The sequence below is a fragment of the Mesorhizobium sp. M2D.F.Ca.ET.226.01.1.1 genome (genome assembly GCF_004022705.2).
In the GTDB taxonomy this organism is placed as follows: domain Bacteria; phylum Pseudomonadota; class Alphaproteobacteria; order Rhizobiales; family Rhizobiaceae; genus Mesorhizobium.
In genome coordinates this window covers 263,604-285,130 of sequence record NZ_RZOY02000009.1, presented here as the reverse complement: position 1 = coordinate 285,130, position 21,527 = coordinate 263,604, and the positions used below count along the sequence as shown (strand labels likewise).

The following is a 21,527-nucleotide window of genomic DNA, read 5'->3' as shown; positions in this document are numbered from 1 at the left end:
TGTAATCCTTGGCGATGATCAACATCCTGCGCGCGCCCGATTCCCAGCAAAGCCAGCGGCTGCGGCTGAACACGCTGATCCGCCTGCGCTGGCTGGCAATCGTCGGCCAGAGCGTCGCCGTGCTGGTCGTCGCCTATGGGCTGAAATTCCCGCTGCCGGTGTCGATGTGCTTTGCGCTGATCGCCTGCTCGGCCTGGATGAATTTGTGGCTCACCTTCCGTTACCCCGCAGCGCACCGCCTGACGCCGCTCTCGGCCTTCGCCATCCTGACCTTCGACGGCATCCAGCTCACCGGCCTGCTCTTTATGACCGGCGGCCTGACCAACCCGTTTTGCGTGCTGCTTTCCGTGCCGGTCGTCATCTCGGCCGCGTCGCTGCCGCTGCGCATGACCGCGGTGCTCGGCGCATCGGTCATGGTGGCAGCAACCCTTCTGGTGTTCTTCCATCAGCCGCTGCCCTGGTATGAAGGTTCGCCCCTGCCGATGCCGTTCATTTATGTCGCCGGCATATGGATGGCGGTTTTCGCCTCGATCGCCTTCACCGCCATCTATGCCTTCCGCGTCGCGGCGGAAGCGCGCCTGCTCGCCAACGCGCTCGCCGCCACCGAACTGGTGCTGCAGCGCGAGCAGCATCTGTCGGCGCTGGACGGGCTTGCCGCTGCCGCCGCGCACGAGCTCGGCACGCCTTTGGCCACCATCACCGTCGTCGCCAAGGAGATGGAAAAGGCGCTCGGCAAGGATCAGAAGTTCGGCGAAGACGTCAAGCTCTTGCGTTCGCAGAGCGAACGCTGCCGCGAGATCCTGAAACGGCTGACCAGCCTTTCCACGGAAGGCGAAGCGCATCTGTCGCGCATGCCGCTCACCTCGCTGGTCGAGGAGGTGACCGCGCCGCATCGCGATTTCGGCATCTCGATCAGGCTGCGGCCCGGCGAGCGCATCGGCCCCGAACCGGTCGGCCAGCGCAGCCCCGGCGTCATCTACGGGCTCGGCAATCTGGTCGAGAATGCCGTCGATTTCGCCCGCAAGTCGGTCACCGTCAGCTGGAGCTGGGACAGTGACAAGGTCATCTTCTCGATCATCGATGACGGGCCGGGCTTTCCGGCCGAGATCATCGACCGCATCGGCGAGCCCTATGTGTCGACGCGCCAGGGGACAGAGGCCGGCGGCGGACTGGGGCTCGGGCTGTTCATTGCCAAGACCTTGCTGGAACGGTCGGGCGCCACGATCGATTTCCGCAATTCCAGCGGTCTCGGCGAGGGCGCGGTGGTGCAGATCGCCTGGCCGCGCGGCCTGTTCCTCAACCAGGACCAGGCTTCAGCCACCATGTTCGACAATGCCTGAGGTGTGTCGATATTCAGGTGATGCCGGCCTGCAAATGGCAGTTTCCTGCGCTTCCGGTGCTCACGTACTTTAAGTACGCTCCGCTCCGGTTCTCGGAAGCCACCATTTTCGACTCGGCCTGACCTGAATCTCAACACACCTTGGAGCGATTCCTGACAAAAATATGAGCGGTCGGCCTGGCAGTTTCCGAGTAGCCGTCCGTCCGAGTTTGCGGAACGGCGAGCGAAGCCCTGCAATCGCCGCAGGGCAGGTCTGTTGCCGGCTGTAAAAATTGGACATTGCCGTTGCGGGATTGTATCTGCGTAAAAGTAAGGCATTTCGCCCAAAACGGGGCAGTGTTTTGGAAAGCGACATGCCCGGAAACAACGACTTAAGGCATGTTCGAAATAATCGGTTTTGATGCGAAATACCTTGGTCAGTAGGATGCCGATAAGATGAGCGGAGACGAAACGACTGGCGCGATGGTCGAGGGCGAGGACACCTCGCTGCTGATCGTCGAGGACGACAAGCCCTTCCTCACCCGTCTTGCCCGGGCCATGGAAACACGGGGCTTCGTGGTCGAGACGGCCGAGAGCGTAGAGGAGGCGGTCGCCAAGGCGCGCGCCCACCCGCCGGCCTACGCCGTGGTCGACATGCGGCTCGGCGACGGCAACGGCCTCGATGTCGTGGCGGCCATCCGCGAAAAGCGCGACGACGCCCGCGCCATCATCCTCACCGGCTACGGCAACATCGCCACCGCGGTGACGGCGGTGAAGCTCGGCGCCATCGACTACCTGTCCAAGCCCGCCGATGCCGACGACGTCTTCGCCGCGCTCACCCGCACCTCCGGCGAGCGCGCGGCGCCCCCGGAAAACCCGATGTCGGCCGACCGCGTCCGCTGGGAGCACATCCAGCGCGTCTACGAAATGTGCGACCGCAACGTTTCCGAGACGGCGCGCCGGCTGAACATGCATCGCAGGACGCTGCAGCGGATACTGGCCAAGCGAGCGCCGCGGTAGTTGCCTGGAACGCGCTTGGCGGGGACAAGACCACCAACCACCAAAGCCGGCGCTGCCCCTCATCGCCCTGCCGGGCACTTCTCCCCGTATGGTGACGGGGAGAAGGGGCTGGCCGCAACGCTGGCTCTCTTCCGCGACGTTGGAGATTTGCGAAATCACTGGTGACAGCACCCTTCTCCCCGTTTACGGGGAGAAGATGCCGGCAGGCAGATGAGGGCCAGCGCCCGCATTCGCAAATTGTAACGCTTGCCCGGCCGTCGAGCTTTGCGCATCATCGCCAATGATGTCGCCGTAAAAACGCGACAGCGGAGGGGTCCATGCGCGACGAGCGGCCAAAATCGATCCTGCGCGAGTTCCTCGACGGCGAGGCGGCCGGCGGCATCATCCTGATGGTCGCTGCGGCCCTTGCGCTGATCGTCGCCAACTCGCCTTTGGCCGCGGCCTATTTCGCCGTCCTGCATGCCTATCTCGGGCCGCTCAGCGTCTCGCATTGGATCAATGACGGGTTGATGGCGGTGTTCTTCCTGCTGGTCGGGCTGGAGATCAAGCGCGAGATGCTGGACGGGCAGCTCTCGACCTGGCCGCGCCGCGTGCTGCCCGGCATTGCCGCCGCCGGCGGCATGGTGGTTCCGGCGCTGGTCTATGTCGTCGTCAACCGCGACAATCCGGCGGCACTCTCCGGCTGGGCGATCCCGACCGCCACAGACATCGCCTTTGCGCTCGGCGTGCTGTCGCTGCTCGGCAGCCGCGTGCCGGCCTCGCTGAAAGTCTTCCTCACCGCTCTGGCCATCATCGACGATCTCGGCGCCGTCATCATAATCGCGCTGTTCTATACCAATGGCCTGTCGCTCGCCTATCTGGCCGCCGCCTTCGCCGTCATCGCCTTGCTGGTCGCACTCAACCGCATGCGGGCCATGAAGCTCTGGCCGTATCTTCTGCTCGGCGCGCTGCTGTGGGTGCTGGTGCTGAAGTCGGGTGTGCATGCCACCCTGGCCGGCGTCGCGCTGGCGCTCACCATCCCGCTGGAGCGGTCTCCCGGCATCAGCGACGAAACAGACCATTCGCCGCTGCATCGCCTCGAACACGGCCTGCACAAGCTGGTGCCCTTCCTCGTCATCCCGATCTTCGGCTTTGCCAATGCCGGCGTCTCGCTCGGCGGCCTGAGCTTCGCGGCCCTGGTCGAACCGCTGACGCTGGGCGTCGCCGCCGGCCTTGTTCTGGGCAAGCTGGTAGGGGTCTTCGGCTCGTCGGCGCTTGCGATCCGCTTCGGCCTCGCCGACCTGCCGCTCAATGCCGGCTGGCTGCATATGCTGGGCATCTCGCTGCTTTGCGGCATCGGCTTCACCATGAGCCTGTTCATCGGCCTGCTCGCCTTCGCCAGCGACCCGGCGCTGCAGGACGCGGTGAAGGTCGGCATCCTTGCCGGCTCGCTGGTTGCCGCGCTGCTCGGCGCTGCCGTGCTGCTGACGGCGCCGGCTGCCGGCGAAGCGCAAGAGGACGTGGACTAGACCCTCGAGGCAAGCGGCTCCGGCGGCAGGCCAAAGGCCGCGAACAAGGCGGGGCCGAGCGGCGGGACGTAGATCGTCAGCGAGGCGATCTTGCCGTCGGCCGGTTCGATGACATGCAGCGAATGCGGCCGCCACACGGAATCCTGGCGGCCGAGCGCGTAGACGCCCACGGCCGGTTGGGTGTTGGCGCCGATGGCCACCGCTCGATAGCCGGCGAAATTGCCCCAGACGCTCCCCAGGAAGGCGCCGATTGCCTGATGTCCGCGGTACCATTCCCGCCATGGCGGCATGTGATAGACGGCGTCCTCGCGCAGCAGGTCGACGAGCCCGTCGAGATTGTCGGCCTGCCAGGCCTGCATATAGCGTTCGAGCAGCAGGCCTTCGTTCGCGCTGGGCTCTGATCGCTGCGGCGGCTGGCCTTGTGTGTAGTGCCCGCCAAGCGTCGCGCGGGCCCGCTGTAGGGCACTGTTGATCGAGGCCGTGGTTCCGCCGAGCAGTTGCGCGGTCTCGATGGCGGACCATCCGAGCACATCGCATAGCAACAAGGCGGCGCGCTGCCGTGGCGGCAACAGCTGGATCGCAGCGACGAAGGCGAGCCGCACCGCCTCGCGGGCCTCGTAGCGCGCTTCCGGACCGGGCCTGTCGTCGGCAATGTCGGGCAGTTCCGCATCCGGATATGGCTCCAGCCAGGCAAGCGCGCTTGCCGGTCCGCCGGTCGCTTCTCCTTCGGTGGGCGGCCGCCCGGGTTGATCGAGAATGCGCCGTGCCGACGATCGTGCCTTGATGGCGTTGAGACAATTATTGGTGGCGATCGAGTAGAGCCAGCCGCGCGCCGAGCCGCGCCCGTCGAATTGCGACCGCCCGCGCCAGGCTTTGAGGAACGTCTCCTGGACGAGATCGTCCGCCTCGCTGAGCGAACCCATCATGCGGTAACAATGCAGCTTGAGCTCGCGGCGGTGGGCGACGCTCAGCCGCTCGAAGGCCAGCCGGTCGAGGACCGGCCGGCCTGACCGGCCCAAAGGCTCGAAGGGGCACGGAGCATCAGTCATGAGAAGCCCGGTGCGTTGAGTTGCGGCATCCTGCGCGCCTCATGCCGCCGCCGCAAGGCCGCTGCCGCTCACGGTGAAGGAACTGCCCTGCGGCTTGCCCGTCGCGAGCTGCACCACTGCACGTGCGACATCGGCCGGCGTCTGCATGTCGCTCAAGCTGGCCAGGAAGTCGGCCGGGCGGACGCCCATATAGGCGGCGATGCTGTCGATGCCGCGATCGCCGACCCCAGTCCCCGGCATGATGCGGGCCGGCGAAAGTGCCATAAAGCGCAGGCCGAGGCCGAGCCGGTCCGATTCCTTCTGGCAATGGCCGGCCAGGAATACCTGCATGCGCTTGGCGCCGGCATAGCCGCCGGAATTCGGCGGTCCGCCGGTGATGGCGGCGCCGCTGGCGATCAGCAGCACGCGGCTGCCCGCTTTGAGCCGGCCCTTGAGGGCTTCGCGGCAGAACAGGAACGATGCCTTGACGTCCATTTCCCAGTTCGCCGAGAAGACCTCCCAGCTCTGCTCCTGTATCGGCGCGGCAGGGGCGAGCGCCCCCGCGCAGACCACCAGCACATCGGGAGCCAGCGTTTCGAAAACCGCCTGCGGCGCTCCTTCCGCGGTCGCGTCCATGCTGAGGGTCTTCAGGCCCGGGCGTTCCCAGGCGAACTGTTTAAGGTCGGCGGCGCCACGGGCTACGGCAAGTACAGTCGCTCCCTCACCAAGCGCTGCTTCGACGATCGAGCGGCCGACACCCCGGCTACCTCCGACGACGACGACATTCTGATTGTGTAGCGATTTCATCTGATCACCTCTTTTCCAGGCGGCCGGTCCATCCGGACGTGCCTGTTGGTGAAGACAATCGGGATCCGCGAAAATCATCGGTGCTGGCCAAAAATTTTTCGCCGGCCTCGGGCAGAGTTAGCTCGAGGCTTCGGCCTGACGCCGCAAGTCAGCGCCAAGGCGCGGTACGCCCGATCTACTCGCTCTCGCCATCCAGCGCCGGCACCGCAACGCCGGCAAGCTCGGCCGCCAGAAGCCGCGCGGCGCCCGCGCGGGCAATCCGCAGCATCAGTGCCTTGCGCGTCGCGGCCGCCATGCGATGCTCGGGCGCATCGCGTAGGATCTCCGCGCCATAGCCGTCGGAGAGGATGAATCCGCATTCCTCGGGAAAGATGTCCTGTGGAACGCCGGGATGGGTGGCGAAGAAGAAGCGGTCCGAATGCAGCCGGTAGTCCGGCCATTTGCGGTCGACGCGAAAGTCCTCGATCGAGGATTTGATCTCGATGATCCAGATGTCGCCCTGCCTGGTCAGCGCGACGAGGTCGGCGCGCCGCCCGGTGGCCAAAGACAGCTCCGGTAGCACATGCGCGCCCATTTCGGTGAGCAGCCGCTGCACGCCGCGCCGCACCAGCATGGCGCGCTCCGACTGGCGGCCGTCGATCAGCGGGTTGAGGGGAATCGGGGAAACGATGGGCATGGGAAACACCATGCCAGATTTTGTTCACGGTTTTAGGCGGGCGATTATATATTTGACAGACCCGGCACATAAAATTGTTCGGACCCGCGCGGCGAATGCAGGCTCATTGGGAGGGATTATGGTCCAAGAGCATGAGGATGAGCCACAGGTAGAGCGCGAAGCCGGCCGGAACGCTCAAGGCCACTGCCAGGATGAATACGAACAGGCGCTGAACGGTCAAGGTTGCGTGTCAGAGAACACAACAAATCCCAATACCGGCAATATGATTATGGCAACAATGGCGATCATTTGGATGGCGAGCCCTTCGCTCGAAATTCGTCCGCCAGAAGCCTCGCCAGATGGTCGCGGCTCAGGCTCAGCGTTTCCTTCAGGAACCAGAGGAAGTTGCGCGGGCCGTCCGTCGGCAGTCCGCTTTCCTCGGCCTGGGTGATGACCCCGCGCTGGCGCTCGATCCGCTGTTCGATCTCGCGGATGTGCTGCTCGACGCGTTCGATATCTTCCTGGATGCCCATGGCCCATGATGGCGGCGAAGACGGACAAAAGCCAGCACGATGAAGCCCAGCCGCGGATGGAAGGGCGCGTTGCAAGCGACATACTCGAAACGGCCGCTCAAGGAAGATAAGTTCTTGCTAATCATGTCCCCTTGGCAGCAATCTCGCCGTGAGAGGATTTCCCCATGACACGCGATCAGATGCTCGCCCACCTCCGGTCTGCCGACGCCGTCGCGCGCGAGGCGGCGGCGCATGGGCATCATCCCTTCGGCTGCGTGCTGGTCGGACCGGACGAACAGGTGCTGATGCGGCAAGGCAATCTCGACACGGTGCGCCATGCCGAGACCGAGCTGGCCCGTCGCGCCGCCGCGGCCTACGAGCCGGAGTTCCTGTGGCAATGCACGCTGGTCACGACCGGCGAGCCCTGCGCGATGTGCGCCGGCACGATGTACTGGGCGAATATCGGGCGGCTGGTCTATGGCTTCGAGGAGACCGATCTCCTGGCGCTCACCGGGGATCACGAGGCGAATCCGACGATGAACCTCGCCTCGCGCACCGTTTTCGCCTCCGGCCAGAAGAAGATCGAGGTCTTCGGCCCTTTTCCCGAAATCGCCTCCGAGTTGCTCGCCCCGCACCGCGATTTCTGGAAGCGCTGACAGGCCATACAGCCTTAGGCCGCTCCCGCCATATCGTCCAGGATCGGGCAGTCAGGCCGGTCGTCGCCATGGCAGGCATGGATCAGCTTCTGCAGCGTCGAGCGCATCGACTGCAACTCGCGCACCTTGTCCTCGATCGCCCTGACATGGGCGGCGGCGATCTCGCGCACGTCGTGGCTGGCGCGGTCGCGATCCTGATAGAGCGCCATCAGCTGCCTGCAATCGTCGATTGAGAAGCCGAGATTGCGCGCACGGCGCAGGAAGGCGAGCCGGTGGACGTCGTCACCGGAGTAATCGCGATAGCCGTTCTCGGCCCGCGCCGGACGGATCAGGCCGATCTCCTCGTAATAGCGAATGGTCTTGGCCGGCAGGCCGGAACGCTCGGCGGCGTCACCGACATTCATGGCGTTCTCCCAGGTTTCCGGCAGCCTTCGGGCTGCCCCATTGATTTTGCTTCACAATCCTGTGAGGCCTGTTGCGGAAATGCCGCAGTTCGGCATCTACCGGCACGTAAGGCCTTGCATATAGGCAGTGCGCGCTTGGCAAGCAAAAGAAATGCCAGCATGAATGATGGCGAGAAAGCGGCCGACTCGTGCCGCTGATACAGAAACAGGGCGTCGGACCTTTTCATGCGCTTGAAGTCGTTTGCAATCCTCGCCGCTCTTGCGCTGTCGATCGCGGTCAGCGGCTGCAGCACCATCGGCGGGCAGTTGTTCACCAACAACTATGGCGCGATGACGGATGCCGGCTATCAGCTGCCACGCGTCCCGATCGAGAAGGTTCCCGCGAGATTCCACCGCCAGGAAGTGCGGTACGATTCCTCGGAGAAGCCCGGCACCATCATCGTCGATACCCAGAACAAGTTTCTCTACTTCATCGAAGGCGACGGCATGGCGATACGCTACGGCATCGGCGTCGGCCGCGAGGGTTTCGAGTGGCACGGCACCGCCCATATCGCGCTGAAGCGCGAATGGCCGACCTGGACGCCGCCTTCGCAGATGATCAAGCGCCAGCCCGAGCTCGCCAAGTTCGCCGGCGGCATGGAGCCGGGCCTGAAGAACCCGCTCGGCGCGCGCGCCATGTATCTCTTCAACAAGGGCGGCGACATGGGCTACCGCCTGCATGGCAGCCCGGAATGGTTCTCGATCGGCAAGGCGATGTCGTCGGGCTGCATCCGGCTGATGAACCAGGACATTATCGATCTCTACGACCGCACGTCGGTCGGCGCCAAGGTCATCGTGATGTAGGCGTGAAAAAGTTTCGCAGGCGGACCGTCTAGGCAACAACAAGACGTCCTGAAAACAGAAAACCGGGCTGTTGGGGCCCGGTTTTTTGTTTTTGGGTCTTGGATCAGAATTCTTGGATCAGAATTCGCTCCGCTGCTATTCGGCCGGCGGAGCGGATTCTCAGGCGACTTGCTCGACCTGCTGCACCTCCGGCACGAAGTGGCGAAGCAGGTTCTGGATGCCGTGCTTCAGCGTCGCCGTCGATGACGGGCAGCCGGCGCAGGCGCCTTTCATATGCAGGAACACGGTGCCGTTCTCGAAGCCGCGGAAGGTGATGTCGCCGCCGTCCTGGGCGACGGCCGGGCGCACGCGCGTGTCGAGCAGTTCCTTGATCGTCAGAACCAGCTCCTCGTCGGCCTTGTCGTAGAACTCGCCGGTCTCGCCGGCTTCGCGCGCCGGGGCGGTCGAAGCCATGACCGGCGCGCCGGACATGAAGTGCTCCATGATGGCGCCGAGGATGGCGGGCTTCAGGTGCTGCCAGTCCGGGCCGTCCTTGGTCACGGTGACGAAATCATAGCCGAAGAAGACGCCCGTGACGCCCGGGATCTCGAACAGCCGGCCGGCCAGCGGCGAGGCTTCCGCCGCGGCTTCGGCGTTGCGGAAATCGGCTGTTCCTTCGCGCAGCACTTCCTTGCCGGGAAGAAACTTCAACGTCGCCGGGTTCGGCGTCGATTCGGTCTGGATGAACATAGGTATCTCCAGGCCCTTCTCGGGCCGATAGTTTGGAATAATTCTAAATAGGCTCTATCGGCTGGACATTCAAGCGAAACACGTCGCCCGAACGGCTGGCTGGCGGAATGTTTTTTCGACCCCTCATCCACTTAAGATATGTTGAGATTCAGGTCAGGCCGAGTCGAGAATGGTGGTTTCCGAGAACCGGCCTACGCCGGCCGTAGCCTTCATAGATCGAAGACATTTATAAGGGCTTCGGCCGGCGAAGGCCGGAGCGGAGCGTACTTGAAGTACGTGAGCACCGGAAGCGCAGGAAGCCGCCGTTGGCAGGCCGGCCTCACCTGAATATCAGCACATCTCAGGCGAGGCTGTCGATCTCCTCATCCGACAGATTCTGCGGCACCACCGTCACCGGAATGGGGAAGGCCGCGGCCCGGCCGGCAACCGCGCTGACCAGCGGTCCCGGACCTTCCTTGCCGGCGCCGGCCGCCAGCACCAGGATGGCGATGTCCTGGTCTTCCTCGATCAGCTTGTGGATCTCTTCGGTCGGCTTGCCCTCGCGCACCACCAGCTCCGGTTCGATGCCGACGCTCTGGCGCACCTTGTTGGCATAGCCGTCTAGCGCCGCGCGCGCCGTCGCGTTCGCTTCCTCGCGCATGATCTTTTCCACGCCCAGCCAATGTTGGAAGTCGTCCGGCTCGATGACATAGAGCAGCACCAGCACGCCGCTGGTGTGCTGCGCCCGCTTCGAGGCGTAGGCGACGGCGCGCTCGCATTCGGGCGTGTCGTCGATGATCGCCAGGAATTTGCGGCGATGGCCGGCTTCGCGGCTGAGGCGTTTGGAGACCATGTCTATCTGCTCGGTATCAATTCGGCCGCAATCTGCCACCGCCGCGAACCGGCGGCAAGCCGCCGGCCGGCGTGGCAATGGTCCTACGGAACCCTTCGATCAGTCCTGCAGCAGGCCGATAATGTCGCGAACCGTCTTCATCGTGCGCTCGGCGATCGCGCGCGCCCGGTCGCCGCCATCCTGGAGCACGGCGTCGACATAGGCGCGGTCGCCCTCGATGCGGCGCATCTCGGCAGCGATCGGCGCCAGCTTCTCCACGGCAAGATCGGCCAGCGCCGGCTTGAACACGGAAAACTGCTGCCCGCCATATTGCTTCAGCACGTCTTCCTTCGAGATCTCGGCGAGGCCGGCATAGATGCCGACCAGGTTCTCAGCTTCGGGCCGGCTTTCCAGCCCGTCGACCTCGCTCGGCAAGGCCTCCGGATCGGTCTTGGCCTTGCGGATCTTCTTCGAGATGGTGTCGGCATCGTCGGTCAGGTTGATGCGCGACAGGTCCGACGGGTCGGACTTCGACATCTTCTTCGAGCCGTCACGCAGGCTCATGATGCGCGCCGCCGGACCGCCGATCACCGGTTCGGTGATCGGAAAATAGCCGTTCACCGTCTCCTCGCCGACCTGCATCTTCACGCCGACGCCGAGCGCGGCGATCTTCTCGGAGAAGTCGTTGTTGAATTTCTGCGCGATGTCGCGGGTGAGCTCGAGATGTTGCTTCTGATCCTCGCCCACCGGCACATGGGTGGCGCGGTAGAGCAGGATGTCGGCGGCCATCAGGCTCGGATAGGCGAGCAGGCCGAGCGAGGCATTCTCGCGGTCCTTGCCGGCCTTGTCCTTGAACTGCGTCATCTTGTTCATCCAGCCGATGCGCGCCACGCAATTGAAGATCCAGGCGAGCTCGGCATGCTGCATGACCCGCGACTGGTTGAAGACGATGTGCTTCTTCGGGTTGATGCCGGAGGCAAGGAACGCCGCGGTGATCGAGCGCGTCTGGTCGCCGAGGTCCTGATGCACGAGCTGTGCCGTCAGCGAATGCAAGTCGACGACGCAATAGATGCAGTCGGACTGTTCCTGGAGGGCGACGAATTTCTTGATGGCGCCGAGATAGTTGCCGAGATGCAGATTGCCGGTCGGCTGAACGCCCGAAAAGACGAGTGGCTTGAAGGCGGACATGGTTTCCTCATGGCTTGTGGAGGGCCGTTTCGCGCGCGGCGAAAGTCTTTCGACGACGCGCTTATGGACGAAGGCGGTTTCGGGATCAAGAGGCCAGCCGGGTTCCCGACTTAGAAGGCTCTAGCCAGCCACGATTGCCCTGGCTTAGCATTGTGGTCTTCCTCGGGTTTCCGCCATGCTTTCACATCTGCTTGCCGTCGCTTCCGTGTGGCTGGTCGCGGCCGTTTCGCCGGGGCCGAATTTCCTGATAACGGCGCGGATTGCCGTGGCGCGTTCGCGTGGCGCCGGTTCGCTGCCGTATGCGGCATCGGCATCGCCACGGCGGTCTGGGGCGTTTGCGGACTTGCCGGCGTAAAGGCGTTGTTTCTCGCCGCTCCCTGGGCCTACGCGACGTTGAAGTTCGCGGGCGCCGGCTATCTCGTCTATTCGGGCGTAAGGCTGATCGTGCTGGCCGAGAAGCGCAGCGCGGCCGATGGCCCGTTGCCTGTCGATCCAAAGGGATTCTCAAACCGGCGGGCCTTTTGGATCGGTCTCGTGACCAGCCTTGCCAATCCGCGTTCCGCGCTTTCGGTGGCCAGCATTTTCGCCGTCGCCCTGCCGGCGCAGCCCCCTCTGTGGCTCGGCGTCGTGTCGGTCGCGCTCATGGTGGCGATCTCGGTCGGCTGGTACGCCTGCGTGGTTTGGCTGTTTGCCGCTGAAGCCGTCTCGAACGGCTATCGAAAGCTGCGGCGCACCATCGACCGCGTGGCCGGCGGTCTGCTCATCCTGTTCGGCGCGAAACTGGCCCTGGAGCGCGCGTGATCGCCCGGCTCGCCGCCGTCATTGCGTCGGCGGCGCCTTCGAGCCGCGCTTGACGTTCCTGCGGATCATGCCGAAGTCGGCGCCGCCAGTGCCGAAAGCAGCGATGAAATAGAGCGCGGCACCGCCGCCGACGAGCGCGAACAGCGTCGTCGCCTTCACCACCAGCGGCGAGCCGGGCCCAAGCCTCGCGGCGAAATAGTGCTCGGCGAAGTAAAGCGCGGCGGCCATGATCACAGCGGACAGCACAAGCCTGGGGATGCGCTTCAGCAGGGGGACGTCGCGGCCCCAATGTCCCCTCCTGATCAGCATACCGAGCAGCATCAGGGCATTGACCCAGCCGGCTATCGCCGAAGCCACCGCGATGCCCGGCGCGCCCATCGACGGAAACAGGCTGAGCGCCGTGGCGACGTTCACGCCGACCGAGATGGCGGCAAAGATCATCGGCGTGCGCGTGTCCTCGCGCGCGAAATATCCGGGCGTGAAGGCCTTGATCAAAACGAAGGCTGGCAGTCCGAGGCCGAAGATCGCGAGGATCGAGGCGACGATCGGCGTCGAGTGGTTGGCGGCGAAGGCGCCGCGCTCGTAGACCAGCCGCACGATCGGTTCCGACATCACCCAGAGCGCGGCGGCAGCCGGCAGTGTCATGAACAGCGTGAACTCGACCGAGCGGTTCTGCAGGTTTGCGGCTTCCTTCAAGTTGCCCGATTTCAGCGCCCGCGACAGTTCCGGCAGAAGCACGATCGCTACCGCCACGCCGACGACGCCGAGCGGCAGCTGATAGATGCGGTCGGCATAGGCGAGCGACGACACGGCGCTGTTCTGCGCCGAGGCGATCGCCGTGCCGATCAACTGGTTGATCTGGGTGATGCCGCCGGTGATCGCTGCCGGCAGCGCCAGGATCAGGAGCCGCTTGACGTTGGGGGTCAGATGCGGTCTGCGGAAGCCGATCGAGATGCCGGCATGGCGCACCGCGATCCAGACGATGGCGAGCTGCACGATACCAGCCGCCAGCACGCCCCAGGACAGGCCGAAGCCGACATCATGCGCGTCGAGCCCGTGATACCAGGCATAGGCCAGCACGGCGATCAGGATGATGTTGAGGAAGGCAGGCGCGATCGCCGCGGCGAAGTAACGGCGCAGCGAGTTCAGCATGCCCGCCATCATGGCGCCGAGCGACATGCAGATCAGGTACGGGAACATGATCGTCGCAAGCGTCACGGTCGTCTCGAACTTGCCCGGAATGTCGGCAAAGCCCGGCGCCACCAGGTAGCGCACGATCAGCGGCATCGCGAGCTCCATGGCGATCGTCAGCGCCAGCAGCGCCGAGAACAGCACGCCGAACACTTCCTCTGAAAAGCGCTTGGCGCCCTCATTGCCGTGTTGCTCGATCTCCTTGGCGAACAGCGGCACGAAAGCGGCGTTGAAGGCGCCCTCGGCGAACAGCCGGCGAAACGTGTTGGGGAACTGGAAGGCGGCGTTGAAGGCGTCGGCGACCGGCCCGGTGCCGAGGGCCGCCGCCATCAGCATCTCGCGTCCGAAACCCAGCGCGCGGCTCATCAGCGTGCCGGAAGCGACGGTGGCGAATTTCTTGACCAGACTCATGCGGTGGATGACTGCCAGGGGAATTGCGTCAAATGGATGTTCACTCGGCCGCCGCCTTGGCCTTGCCGTTGCGTTCGGGCGCGTTGCCTTCGAGCGTATCGATCAACCGCTTGTGGATGGTGGCGGTGCGCGTCGGGCTGTCGATCTTCTGTCCGGTCAGGTCGGTGACATAGAACGTGTCGATGACTTTCTCGCCGAAAGTGGTGATATGTGCCGAGGCGATGTCGAGCGACAGGTCGGACAGCGTTCCGGTGATCTCGGACAAAAGGCCCGGCCGGTCCAGCCCCTCGACCTCGATCACCGAGAAGCGGTTCGACAGCGTGTTGCGGATCTCGGCGCGGGGCGGGATCCGGAAAGCCTTGGCGCCACGCTTCGGCTTGGTGCGTTTCTCGATCATCTCGGGGAGCCAGGTCTTGCCTGAAAGCACGTCCTCGATCAGCCGGCCGACGCGTTCGGCGCGGCGGCGTTCGTCCTCGTCGCGGTCGAACTCCCGCGAAATCAGGATAGTGTCCAGCGCCCGTCCGTCCGAGGTGGTGAAGATCTGCGCGTCGACGATGTTGCCGCCGGCCGCAGCACATGCCCCCGCGATGATCGACAGCAGGCGCGGATGATCCGGCGCCAGCACGGTGATCTCGGTCACCGCCTCGAATTCATGCGTCTTGACCATGGTGGTGAGCTTCTTGCCCGCCGCGTCCGCCTCGCGGATGAATTCGGCGTGGCGCAGCTGATCCGGCAGGTCGACGGTCAGCAGATAGTTCTCATAGTGCTGCGCGACATAGCGCTTGCGCTCCTTGGCCGGCCAGGCCGAGAGCGCCTCGGCCAGCCGCTCGCGCGCGGCGGCGGTGCGTTGCGCACGCGACACTTCCGAGAAGCCGCCAGTCAGCAGCAGCTCGGTCTCGTAATAGAGCGTGCGCAGCAGCTGCCCTTTCCAACCGTTCCACACACCCGGCCCGACGCCGCGTATGTCGCAGACGGTGAGGACCAAAAGCAGCTTCAGCCGCTCGACCGACTGCACGATCGAGGCGAAATCCTCGATCGTCTTGCGGTCGTTGAGGTCGCGCGTCTGCGCCGTCATCGACATCACCAGATGGTTTTCGACCAGCCAGGCGACAGTTTCGGTGTCGGCCGCAGACAGCCCCATATGCGGGCAGATGCGCCGCGCGATGCGGGCGCCGGCCTCCGAATGGTCCTCCGGCCGGCCCTTGGCGATATCATGTAGAAGCACCGCGACATAAAGCGCCTCGCGGCTCTTCTTCAGCCCCGGCATCAGCGAATGCGCCAGCGGGTGAATCTTCTCGCCATCGCCGCGCTCGATCTCGGCCAGCACGCCGATGCAGCGGATGAGATGCTCGTCCACCGTATAGTGGTGATACATCGAGAACTGCATCATGGCGACGATCTTGCCGAAGTCGGGGATCAGCCTGCCGAGCAGCCCGGCCTCGTTCATACGCCTCAGATTGAGCTCGGCGTTGCGATCAGAGGTCAGGATGTCGAGGAACAGCCGGTTGGCTTCCTCGTCGCGCCGGAGCGACTTGTTGACCAGGCCAAGCGAGCGGGTGAGCAATTTCAGCGCGTCGGGGTGGAACTCCAGCCCGTGCTTGTCGGCGAACCAGAAGAGCCGCAAGAGATTTACCGGATCGCGCTCGAATACGCTCTCGTCGGCGATGTTGATGCGGTGATTGTCGACGATGAAGTCGGAGGTTCCGGCGAGCTTGCGCTTGCGCCGCGAGAAGGTGAGGAAGATGCGGTTGAAGCCCGGCACATGCTTGGCCTGCTCTTCCTCGAGCGCCGCGCAGAAGATGCGGGTGAGGTCGCCGACATCCTTGGCGACTAGGAAATAGTGCTTCATGAAGCGCTCGACCGCCGACAGGCCGGGATGCGTGGTGTAGCCGAGGCGCTCGGCGATCTCACGCTGGATGTCGAAATGCAGCCGCTCCTCTGCCTTGCCGGTGAGGAAATGCATGTGGCAGCGCACCGCCCACAGGAAATCCTCGGCCTTCTGGAACTCGCGATATTCGACCTCGGTGAAGACGCCGTTTTCGACCAGTTCCTCGCCGGTGCGCACGCGGTAGAAATATTTGCCGATCCAGAACAGCGTCTGCAGGTCGCGCAGGCCGCCCTTGCCGTCCTTGACGTTGGGCTCCACCAGATAGCGGCTTTCGCCGGCCTTGGCGTGGCGCTCGTCGCGCTCGGCAAGCTTGGCCTGCACATATTCCGGCCCGGTTGTGCGCACCACTTCATGGTCGAAGCGGGTGAGCAGCTCGTCATAGAGCTTGCGCTCGCCCCACAGGAAACGTGCTTCCAGGATCGACGTGCGGATGGTGATGTCGCTGCGCGATAGCCTGAGGCATTCCTCGATGTTGCGGGTGGCGTGGCCGACCTTCAGCCCCATGTCCCACAGCATGTAGAGCATGTATTCGACGATCTGCTCGCCCCAGGGCGTCTGCTTGTAGGGCAACAGGAAAAGCAGGTCGATGTCGGAGCCCGGCGCCAGCGTGCCGCGGCCGTAGCCGCCGACGGCGACGACCGCCATGCGCTCGGCCGCGGAGCGGTTCTTGACCCGGTAGACATGGGTAGCGGCGAAATCGTAGAGCGCCCGGATCAGCTCATCCATCAGATGCGAGAGCCGCTCGGCACAGGCATTGCCGCCGCCATCCTCCTTGAGCATGGCCTCGGCGATCTTTCGCCCGTCCGCTAGCCTGGCTTTGAGCAATTGGAGGACAGCAGTGCGAACCGCCGGTCGCGAACCGTCGCCGGCGGTTGCCGACGTCAGCGCGGTCAAGTCGCGGCGCAAGGTGTCGCCATCGATGATTTCGTTGAGTTTCAAGGAGATCTTTGCCATTCGGCGGCGTCTATAGCGCGTTTTCGCGGCGCTGTGTATGGGGCGGGCCGCCGCGTTTCCAGCGGTAAATGATGGACGCGATACGCCACTGAGAGACGAAAGCTCCAAAAATCCAATCCGCCCCTTGACCTTCCAGTTACTGGAAGCACTACCTCCGCCTCAAGTTCGAAACTTAGGGGCCTTTTCATGAGTCATTCCGACCATCGCCACCTTCATGCGCATGGCGACAGCTGCTGCTCGGCGAAGAGCATCGCGCCTGCCGCTGAGGCAGTGATTCGCGACCCTGTCTGCGGCATGACGGTCGATCCGGCGGCCGGCAAGCCGACGGTCGAGCATGGCGGCCGGACGTTTCATTTCTGCAGTGAGCGCTGCCGCACGAAATTCCAGGCCGAGCCGGAAGCGTATCTTTCCGCTACCGATCCCGTCTGCGGCATGAATGTCGACCGCGCGAGCGCGAAGCACTTCCTGCGCCATGAAGGGCAAGGCTTCTATTTCTGCTCCGCCGGCTGCAAGGACAAGTTCGAGGCGGAGCCGGCAAAGTACCTTGCCGGCCGGCCTGAGGCGCAGCCGATGCCGAAGGGCACGCAATACACCTGCCCGATGCATCCTGAGATCATCCGCGACAAGCCAGGCTCGTGCCCGATCTGCGGCATGGCGCTGGAGCCGATGGGCGTGCCGACCGGCGACGAAGGCCCGAATCCCGAGCTCGTCGACTTCACGCGCCGGCTCTGGGTCAGCGCGGCGCTCTCCGTGCCTCTCCTAATCATTGCCATGGCGCCGATGCTGGGCTTCAGCTTCGAAACCATCATCGACGGTCGTACCAAGACGTGGGTGGAACTGGCGCTGGCGAGCCCGGTGGTGTTGTGGGCGGCGTTTCCGTTCTTCCGTCGCGGCTGGGACTCAATCCTCAACCGCTGCCCGAATATGTGGACGCTGATCTCGCTGGGCGTCGGCGCCGCCTATCTCTATAGCGTCGTCGCCGCCCTGTTTCCGGACATCTTCCCGAATCAGTTCCGCGGCCATGACGGCGCCGTGCCGGTCTATTTCGAGGCTGCTGCCGTCATCGTCGCGCTCGTCTTCCTCGGCCAGGTGCTGGAGCTGCGCGCCCGCGAGCGTACCGGCTCGGCCATTCGTGCCCTGCTCGATCTCGCGCCGAAGGCGGCGCGGCTGATCGGCGCGGACGGTTCCGAGAGGGACGTGCCGCTCGACAGCGTCCAGACCGGCGACCGGCTTCGCATCCGCCCCGGCGACGCGGTGCCGGTCGACGGCATCGTGCTGGAGGGCCGCTCGGCGATCGATGAATCGATGATCACGGGCGAGCCGTTGCCGGTCGAAAAGACGCAAGGCGACGCACTCACCGGAGGCACGCTGAACAAAAACGGTTCGCTGGTCATGCGCGCCGACAAGGTCGGCGCCGAGACCACCCTGTCGCGCATCGTCGAGCTAGTCGCCAAGGCGCAGCGCTCGCGCGCACCGATCCAGGGGCTTGCCGACCGCGTGTCCTTCTATTTCGTGCCGGCCGTGGTGCTGGTCGCCATCATCGCCTTCATCGCCTGGGCGCTCCTCGGTCCCCAGCCAAGCCTGATCTTCGCCATCGTCTCGGCTGTGTCGGTGCTGATCATCGCCTGTCCCTGCGCGCTCGGTCTCGCGACGCCGATGTCGATCATGACGGCCACCGGACGCGGCGCGCATGCCGGCGTGCTAATCAAGGAAGCGGCGGCGCTGGAGCGTTTTTCTTCCGTCGACACGCTGATCGTCGACAAGACCGGCACGCTGACCGAAGGCAAGCCGCGGCTCACCGATGTCGTCGCGGCCGAGGGCATCGAGGAGAACGAACTGCTGGGCCTTGCCGCCGCGCTTGAAAAGGGCTCGGAGCATCCGCTGGCCGAGGCGATCGTCGAGGGCGCTGCCGCGCTCGGCCTGAAGCTGGCCGACGCTGCCGATTTCGAAGCCGTCACCGGCAAGGGCGTTTCAGGTGTGGTTTCGGGCCGGAAGGTAGCGCTCGGCAACGCGGCGATGATGGCCGGCCTCGGCATAGAGCCGTCGGCGGCCAGTGTGGAGGCGATGCAGGGCGAAGGCAAGACGGCCATGTTCGTAGCCGTCGACGGCAGCTTCGCCGGCATCGTCGCCGTCGCCGATCCGGTGAAGGCAACGACGGCCGAGGCGATCAAGGCGCTGCACGACAAGGGCCTGAAGATCATCATGGCAACCGGCGACAATGAGCGCACCGCGAAAGCCATCGCCGGCAGGCTCGGCATCGACGAGGTGCGCGCCGGCCTGCTGCCCGACGGCAAGAGCGCGCTGGTGGAAGAACTGCGCCGCAAGGGTGCAGCCGTCGCCATGGCCGGCGACGGCGTCAACGACGCGCCGGCCCTGGCTGCCGCCGATGTCGGCATCGCCATGGGCACCGGCGCCGATGTCGCGGTCGAGAGTGCCGGCATCACGCTGGTCAAGGGTGACTTGAACGGCATCGTCAGGGCGCGCACGCTTGCCCAGGCGACACTGCGCAACATCCGCCAGAACCTGTTCTTCGCCTTCCTCTACAACGTGCTTGGCGTGCCGGTCGCGGCCGGCCTGCTCTACCCGCTCACCGGCACGCTTTTGTCACCGATGCTGGCGGCGGCGGCGATGAGCCTGTCGTCGGTGTCGGTCATCGCCAACGCTTTGCGGCTGAGGACGTTGAAACTCTGAGCAAAGCCCCCAGATACGCTATCCAACAGAAGGAGACCTGAATGACCTTGGCCAAGAAAATCGTGCTGCTGCTGATGGCCGCCGGAATGCTGCTTGCCGTCTTTCTCGAAAGCGTGCCTGCCTCGTCGGAGGAGATGAAGCACGACATGTCCAAGATGGCGATGGGCGCCCAGAGCCCGGCCACCGTCGGCTACGAGGCGGCGATGAAGAAGATGCACAAGGACATGATGATCAAATACACCGGCAATGCCGATGTCGACTTCGTTCGCGGCATGATCCCGCATCATCAGGGCGCCATCGACATGGCCAAGGTGGTGATAGCCAACGGCAAGGACCCCGAAATCCGCAAGCTCGCCGAAGGCGTCGTCGCGGCGCAGGAAGCCGAGATCAAACAGATGCAGGACTGGCTCGCCAAGCATCCGGCGAACTAGAGCAATTCCAGGAAAAGTGTGTAGCGGTTTTCCGTCCGGAATTGCGTAGAAACAAATACTTAGAGCGGTTCGGCGGTTCCGCGAAACGCTGAACCGCTCTAGCCCACTCCAGGAAATCTGGGCGGCCAGCGGGCCCCTACTGTCTGGATTTCCGACTTTGGCTGTGCTGCGATCCAGCTTCACGCGGAGGAAGCCATGCCCTCGTCGATCAGAACCGTGAAGCTGCCGTGGGGTGAAGCCGTACCGGCCCTCGGCCAAGGCACCTGGAAGATGGGCGAGGACCGGCGCCGCCGCGCCGATGAGGTGGCGGCGCTGAAGCTTGGGCTCGACCTTGGCATCACACTGATCGACACGGCGGAGATGTATGCCAGCGGCGGCGCCGAGGAAGTGGTGGCGGAGGCTGTCGCCGGGCGCCGCGACGAGACCTTCCTGGTCTCCAAGGTGCTGCCCTCAAACGCCGCGCGCGCCGGCGTGAAACGCGCCTGTGAAAGCAGCCTGAAACGGCTCGCCACCGACCGCATCGATCTCTATCTGCTGCATTGGCCGGGCAGCGTGCCGCTGTCCGAAACCGTCGAGGCCTTCGAGGCGCTGAAGGCCGAAGGCAAGATCCGCCATTGGGGCGTCAGCAATTTCGACACCGACGAGATGGAGGAATTGGTCGGCTTGGCCGCTGGCGGCAATGTCCAGACCAATCAGGTGCTCTACAATCTGTCACGGCGAGGCCCGGAATTCGATCTAGCCCCCTGGTGTGTGGAGCGCGGCATCCCGCTGATGGCCTATTCGCCGGTGGAGCAGGGCGCGCTGGCGCGCAATGCGCGGCTGGAGGCCGTCGCTGCCCGACACAACGCCACCGCCGCGCAGATCGCGCTCGCCTGGGTGATGGCGCAGCCGGGCGTCATCGCCATTCCGAAGGCCGGCCGCCAGGAGCATGTCCGCCAGAATGCCGCCGCGCTCGACATCAAGCTGACGCCTGAGGATTTCACCGATCTCGACCGCGCCTTCCCGCCGCCGACGCGCAAGCGCGGGTTGGAGATGATCTGAGGCGGACCAGACCGCTCCAAGTCTTCCATGATCGTGACCCGCTTGGCTCTGAGATTGGCACGGTTTGGGTTCCGCTTCCGGCCCGGAGCAATTTCAGGAAAGGTGTGAGCGGTTTTCCGTCCGGAATTGCGTAGAAACAAAGAGATAGAGCGGTTCGCCGTTTCCGTGAAACGATGAAACGCTCTATGGTTTTTCGCTCGAGCTGCGCGCGAGATGCGTTCTGCCCCATTTCGCCAGCGTGCGGATCACCGTGTCCAGCGTCCTTCCATGGTCGGTCAGCGCGTATTCCACCCGCGGCGGCACTTCGGCGAACACCTTGCGGCTGACAATACCCTGGCTTTCCAATTCGCGCAGATGCGTTGTCAGCATGTGCTGGCTGACGCCGGCGATCGCCCGACGCAATTCGTTGAACCGGCAAGGCCGCTTGGTCAGCTGCCAGAGGATGAGGATCTTCCACTTGCCCCCGAGCACGGCGAGCGTGGCGTCGATTTCCGGCGGTGGCTCATGGAGCGCGGCGGCCGCGCTTTCGCACTCCGGATCATTAGTCATATTTTCCATACTATACCAGATAATCCATCCTACTTGCACATTCGATGCAGCACTCACAATATCACCAGCATCTCAAATTGACACGGGAATA

20 protein-coding genes are annotated in these 21,527 nt (G+C 64.4%); 9 read left to right on the top strand and 11 right to left on the bottom strand.

Translation table 11 applies throughout. The annotated features are described in order from the left end of the window. Window positions 1-14: 14 nt before the first annotated feature. The 3 genes from EN869_RS22005 to nhaA all read left to right on the top strand — a co-directional run bounded on the left by EN869_RS22005 (window position 15) and on the right by nhaA (window position 3,846). Window positions 15-1,340, top strand: coding sequence for an ActS/PrrB/RegB family redox-sensitive histidine kinase (locus EN869_RS22005; RefSeq protein ID WP_167498542.1), 1,326 nt, complete (start codon window positions 15-17; stop codon window positions 1,338-1,340). 434 nt (window positions 1,341-1,774) lie between these two features. Further along, the gene (locus tag EN869_RS22000) at window positions 1,775-2,338 is read left to right on the top strand and encodes an ActR/PrrA/RegA family redox response regulator transcription factor (protein ID WP_127227806.1); all 564 of its coding nucleotides are present in this window, start codon (window positions 1,775-1,777) and stop codon (window positions 2,336-2,338) included. A gap of 317 nt (window positions 2,339-2,655) precedes the next feature. Further along, on the top strand, window positions 2,656-3,846 hold the full coding sequence (nhaA, locus tag EN869_RS21995; RefSeq protein ID WP_127227805.1) for a Na+/H+ antiporter NhaA: 1,191 nt from the start codon (window positions 2,656-2,658) through the stop codon (window positions 3,844-3,846). Here nhaA and EN869_RS21990 read toward each other — a convergent pair. The 4 genes from EN869_RS21990 to EN869_RS21975 all read right to left on the bottom strand — a co-directional run bounded on the left by EN869_RS21990 (window position 3,843) and on the right by EN869_RS21975 (window position 6,869). Next, the gene (locus EN869_RS21990) at window positions 3,843-4,895 is read right to left on the bottom strand and encodes an RNA polymerase subunit sigma-70 (RefSeq protein ID WP_127227804.1); all 1,053 of its coding nucleotides are present in this window, start codon (window positions 4,893-4,895) and stop codon (window positions 3,843-3,845) included. The two genes, nhaA and EN869_RS21990, sit on opposite strands and share 4 nt — an antisense overlap. Before the next feature lie 39 nt (window positions 4,896-4,934). Next, on the bottom strand, window positions 4,935-5,681 hold the full coding sequence (locus tag EN869_RS21985) for an SDR family NAD(P)-dependent oxidoreductase (RefSeq protein WP_127227803.1): 747 nt from the start codon (window positions 5,679-5,681) through the stop codon (window positions 4,935-4,937). Between the two features lie 175 nt (window positions 5,682-5,856). Next, window positions 5,857-6,357: an MmcB family DNA repair protein gene (locus EN869_RS21980; protein WP_164772367.1), complete on the bottom strand. Its 501-nt coding sequence runs from the start codon at window positions 6,355-6,357 to the stop codon at window positions 5,857-5,859. A gap of 284 nt (window positions 6,358-6,641) precedes the next feature. After that, window positions 6,642-6,869 carry a hypothetical protein gene (locus EN869_RS21975; RefSeq protein ID WP_127227801.1) on the bottom strand — a complete coding sequence of 76 codons (228 nt, stop codon included), beginning with the start codon at window positions 6,867-6,869 and terminating at the stop codon, window positions 6,642-6,644. A 164-nt stretch (window positions 6,870-7,033) separates the two neighbouring features. Here EN869_RS21975 and EN869_RS21970 point away from each other — a divergent pair, with 164 nt between their 5' ends. Continuing rightward, window positions 7,034-7,504 (top strand): nucleoside deaminase, encoded by a 471-nt coding sequence (locus EN869_RS21970; RefSeq protein WP_127227800.1) that lies wholly within the window; start codon window positions 7,034-7,036, stop codon window positions 7,502-7,504. A gap of 14 nt (window positions 7,505-7,518) precedes the next feature. Here EN869_RS21970 and cueR read toward each other — a convergent pair whose 3' ends face one another. Further along, window positions 7,519-7,908: a Cu(I)-responsive transcriptional regulator gene (gene cueR / locus EN869_RS21965; RefSeq protein WP_127227799.1), complete on the bottom strand. Its 390-nt coding sequence runs from the start codon at window positions 7,906-7,908 to the stop codon at window positions 7,519-7,521. A gap of 225 nt (window positions 7,909-8,133) precedes the next feature. Between cueR and EN869_RS21960 the strand changes: the two genes are divergently transcribed. Next, entirely contained in the window at window positions 8,134-8,751 is a 618-nt protein-coding gene (locus EN869_RS21960) for a L,D-transpeptidase (protein ID WP_127227798.1), read from the top strand. Between the two features lie 159 nt (window positions 8,752-8,910). On the opposite strand, the gene EN869_RS21955 is transcribed toward EN869_RS21960, so the two are convergent. The 3 genes from EN869_RS21955 to trpS all read right to left on the bottom strand — a co-directional run bounded on the left by EN869_RS21955 (window position 8,911) and on the right by trpS (window position 11,479). After that, window positions 8,911-9,480, bottom strand: a complete 570-nt coding sequence (locus tag EN869_RS21955; RefSeq protein ID WP_112128178.1) for a NifU family protein — start codon at window positions 9,478-9,480, stop codon at window positions 8,911-8,913. A 340-nt stretch (window positions 9,481-9,820) separates the two neighbouring features. Continuing rightward, the gene (locus EN869_RS21950; protein WP_127227797.1) at window positions 9,821-10,312 is read right to left on the bottom strand and encodes a universal stress protein; all 492 of its coding nucleotides are present in this window, start codon (window positions 10,310-10,312) and stop codon (window positions 9,821-9,823) included. A 99-nt stretch (window positions 10,313-10,411) separates the two neighbouring features. Beyond that, window positions 10,412-11,479 carry a tryptophan--tRNA ligase gene (gene trpS, locus EN869_RS21945; protein ID WP_127227796.1) on the bottom strand — a complete coding sequence of 356 codons (1,068 nt, stop codon included), beginning with the start codon at window positions 11,477-11,479 and terminating at the stop codon, window positions 10,412-10,414. Between the two features lie 207 nt (window positions 11,480-11,686). Between trpS and EN869_RS21940 the strand changes: the two genes are divergently transcribed. After that, window positions 11,687-12,280: a LysE family transporter gene (locus tag EN869_RS21940; protein ID WP_167498524.1), complete on the top strand. Its 594-nt coding sequence runs from the start codon at window positions 11,687-11,689 to the stop codon at window positions 12,278-12,280. 18 nt (window positions 12,281-12,298) lie between these two features. Here the strand turns inward: EN869_RS21940 and murJ are convergent, their stop codons facing one another. Then, complete coding sequence (murJ, locus tag EN869_RS21935; RefSeq protein ID WP_127227794.1) at window positions 12,299-13,882, bottom strand: murein biosynthesis integral membrane protein MurJ; 1,584 nt, start codon at window positions 13,880-13,882, stop codon at window positions 12,299-12,301. Between the two features lie 40 nt (window positions 13,883-13,922). Beyond that, on the bottom strand, window positions 13,923-16,724 hold the full coding sequence (locus tag EN869_RS21930; RefSeq protein WP_127227793.1) for a [protein-PII] uridylyltransferase: 2,802 nt from the start codon (window positions 16,722-16,724) through the stop codon (window positions 13,923-13,925). Between the two features lie 186 nt (window positions 16,725-16,910). Here EN869_RS21930 and EN869_RS21925 point away from each other — a divergent pair, with 186 nt between their 5' ends. From EN869_RS21925 to EN869_RS21915, 3 genes are all read left to right on the top strand, one after another. Further along, window positions 16,911-19,415 carry a heavy metal translocating P-type ATPase gene (locus tag EN869_RS21925; RefSeq protein ID WP_127227792.1) on the top strand — a complete coding sequence of 835 codons (2,505 nt, stop codon included), beginning with the start codon at window positions 16,911-16,913 and terminating at the stop codon, window positions 19,413-19,415. Window positions 19,416-19,456: 41 nt separating this feature from the next. Beyond that, the gene (locus EN869_RS21920; RefSeq protein WP_127227791.1) at window positions 19,457-19,846 is read left to right on the top strand and encodes a DUF305 domain-containing protein; all 390 of its coding nucleotides are present in this window, start codon (window positions 19,457-19,459) and stop codon (window positions 19,844-19,846) included. A 195-nt stretch (window positions 19,847-20,041) separates the two neighbouring features. Next, complete coding sequence (locus EN869_RS21915; protein ID WP_127227790.1) at window positions 20,042-20,887, top strand: aldo/keto reductase; 846 nt, start codon at window positions 20,042-20,044, stop codon at window positions 20,885-20,887. Window positions 20,888-21,070: 183 nt separating this feature from the next. Here the strand turns inward: EN869_RS21915 and EN869_RS21910 are convergent, their stop codons facing one another. Then, complete coding sequence (locus tag EN869_RS21910; RefSeq protein ID WP_245489457.1) at window positions 21,071-21,493, bottom strand: helix-turn-helix domain-containing protein; 423 nt, start codon at window positions 21,491-21,493, stop codon at window positions 21,071-21,073. Between the last annotated feature and the right edge of the window lie 34 nt (window positions 21,494-21,527).